This is a genomic window from Vibrio sp. 1078-1 (genome assembly GCF_033340475.1).
The window spans coordinates 1-715 of sequence record NZ_JAWOWM010000334.1; the positions used below are offsets into that span (position 1 = coordinate 1).

Annotated in this window: 1 protein-coding gene and 1 pseudogene; both read left to right on the forward strand. The window is 43.6% G+C overall.

All coding sequences use genetic code 11. From position 1 onward, the window contains the following. The coding region (locus R7190_RS27415; protein WP_318137874.1) for a DUF3297 family protein at nucleotides 1-178 on the forward strand (178 nt) is incomplete at its 5' end. Between the two features lie 276 nt (nucleotides 179-454). After that, nucleotides 455-715, forward strand: a pseudogene (locus R7190_RS27420) (transporter); the annotation flags it as partial.

Genomic DNA, 715 nt, shown 5'->3' on the forward strand with positions numbered 1-715 from the left:
CAAAGAATGTTTTGAGCACCAAATCGGTATCCGTTTCAACGGTAAAGAGCGCACTGACGTAGAAGAATACTGCGTGAGTGAAGGTTGGGTAAAAATTGCTTCTCCTAAAGCAAAAGACCGTTTCGGTAACCCAATGCTGATCAAACTGAAAGGCGAAGTTGAAGCGTACTACGTGTAAGCAACTCTCGTTCAGTCGAATCTAAAAAGCTCGAGTCTTACTCGGGCTTTTTTAATGCCTACGTTTTGTTGTATTCGCACTGTTTATCTTTTAAAACAAACAGTTACATGACAAATAATTAGTAAACCATTTTCGTGATCCTACTTCGTGTTTTGGCGATAAAGGTCGTTTGGCTCGGCGGGTTTGGGATTCGTTTCACAGTTTATTCATGAGTCAAACCTAGACTGAAAAAATCCACCTTTCTAATTCGAAAAATAACAAAACTAGGATTCACCCATGAAGAAGAACCTCCTTGCTATCGCCCTTGGCAGCGTAATTGCGCTGACAGCAGCCCCTTATTCACTGGCCGCCAACGATTCTACAATCCAATCTTCCGCAGACTACTCGCAACTGGTGACCAAACGTCAAGTTGTCGACCAACTTTTGAATGACGCCGTGGAAGCCTTTAAATCGCCGGCGCGTATCTCTCACGCTGATTTTACCGCGAAAATGCCGAGCAATATGGAGATAGTTACCGACCGATTGCTAGAAGCTTAC